This is a genomic window from Mesorhizobium sp. M2A.F.Ca.ET.037.01.1.1, from assembly GCF_003998075.1.
Classification (GTDB): Bacteria; Pseudomonadota; Alphaproteobacteria; order Rhizobiales; family Rhizobiaceae; genus Mesorhizobium.
Genome location: NZ_RZSA01001094.1, coordinates 1 through 2,026 on the forward strand (window position 1 = coordinate 1; position 2,026 = coordinate 2,026).

The window sequence follows — 2,026 nt, forward strand, 5'->3', positions numbered from 1 at the left end:
CTTGGTCATGTCAGTGTCCTTTCTAACGCCGAGGCCGGGCGCTGCGAACCCTGACCACTCCGCGCCCGGCCTCGGCTCAAGCTTCAGCCTAGGACACCGTCTGTCAGATAAAGTTTAAACTTTTACAGTGAAGGCGTTCCTGGACCGGCCCATCGAAGGCGACTGGCCATACCTGTGGATCAATGCCACCTACCACAAGGTGCGCCGCGGCGGGCGCATCGTCTCGGTGGCTGTCATCATTGCTGTCGGCGTCAACGCGGACGGCCGGCGCGAGGTGCTGGGCATGGAGGTCGGCACGTCTGAGGCCGAGCCGATCTGGACCGAGTTCATGCGTAAGCTGACGCGGCGCGGCCTGCGCGGCGTCAAGCTCGTCGTCTCCGACGCCAATGAGGGAATCAAGGCCGCGGTCTCGAAGGTGCTGTGCGCGACATGGCAGCGCTGCCGGGTCCATTTCATGAGGAACGTGCTGGCGCATGCCGGCAAGAGCGGCCGCCGCGTCGTCTCGGCCTTCATCGCCACCGCCTTCGCCCAGGAGACGGCCGAGGCCGCCAGCACCCAATGGCGCGCCGTCGCCGACCAGATCCGGCCGAAGGTGCCCAAGCTAGCCGCCATCATGGACGACGCCGAGCCCGACGTGACCTTCCCCAGAGAGCACCGCGCCAAGCTGCATAGCACGCATGAGATCGACAAGCGTTATTTTGTGACGAGCCCTGGAACCTCCCCGAGCATGTTCTTTGGTTCGACCAGCGTCGCTGGTGTTCTTCCGTCCCGACCGCCCATTTCACAGCCGCCGCGCGCAGGGGCAGTCAAGGCTGGCCGCGTTTTACGCGGCCACCGCAAGGCTTGGGCTTTGACCGCCCCGAGTACGGCGGCTGTGCTCCGACGAATCGGGGGGTGCAAGGATGCCCGACGGCTGGCGCAACTGGAAATACCCGACGCAGTCAGCTATTGTCGTCGTGCGCGGGCGACCTCGTGGCGAAGCGTGGTGCATCGGCTGAAAGCGCCGCCGGGCCGCGTCATTCGAGCCTTGCCGGACTGAGGCGCCCGCGCGCCCTTTCCTTTGGCGGGCGCGGGCGCCAAGCCTCGACGAAGTGTTCGTAACCCTTCTGGGCCTGCTCGGCGACACGCATCTCCTGGTTGCGAAGTTCCTTGACATTGTAAGCATAGGTCGGACCGCGGCGGTTGCCTTTCTTCTGCGGCTTGCCGGCCTGCAGCTCCATGCTGCGCATCTTGTGGCGGACCAGACTGGATCGCGCCCAGAGGTAGTCCTCTTGCTTCGTCAGCATATGCCAGCAAAGAACCGCCAATTTTCGTGCCACGGCGACAGCAGCAATCTGATGGCCACGCCTGGCCCGGATTCGGACGAAAAAAGCGTGGAGCGGCCCCGGCGTCTTGGCGGCCCAGGCGGCTTCCACCAGCATCGCGCGGGCATGGCTGCGTCCGACCTTGCTGATCCGCCCGTGATGGGCAGCACCGAGCCCCGACTGGCGCACGCGTGGGTTCAGGCCGAAATAGCTCACCAGCTTTTGCGGGCTGGAAAAACGGCCGATGTCACCGACAGCCGCCACTAGCCCGGCGGCCACCGCGAGATTGACGCCAGTGATTGTGAGCAGCCGTTTGATCGCCGCATCGTCGAGTGCGCTCTCGGCAATCTCCCGGTCAAGCACGCGGAGATCGTCACCCAGCCTGTCCATTTCTCGGATATGGCGTTGGATTGCGGCGCGCTCATCATCTGGCACCGGCTGACGGGTGAGCCAGGCACGACCGAGGCGCCCGAACAGGTCGGCATGAGGGCACCGCGGAATCAGATGGGCATAGAGGATCGAATGCACCTCGTTCTTGATCCGGGTCCGATGCCGCACGACCTGGTAGCGCCGCGCGACCAGCCTGCGCATTCGCTCGGTGGCGGCATCCGGTGTCCAGATCTCCGGCAGGTAGCCGGCTGCGTACAAGCTGGCCAGCGTGCCGGCGTCGATCTTATCGGTCTTCACGTGAGCGTGCGCGATCGCTTTGACCTGCAGCGGGT

General features: G+C 65.1%; 1 protein-coding gene and 1 pseudogene. One reads left to right on the forward strand and one right to left on the reverse strand.

The features are described from left to right. Positions 1-133: 133 nt before the first annotated feature. A pseudogene (locus EOA27_RS33765) lies at positions 134-691 on the forward strand (transposase); the annotation flags it as partial. Between the two features lie 325 nt (positions 692-1,016). On the opposite strand, the gene EOA27_RS33770 reads toward EOA27_RS33765, so the two are convergent. Next, positions 1,017-2,026 (reverse strand): IS110 family transposase (locus EOA27_RS33770; protein WP_127258444.1); only part of this gene is annotated, 1,010 nt, incomplete at its 5' end.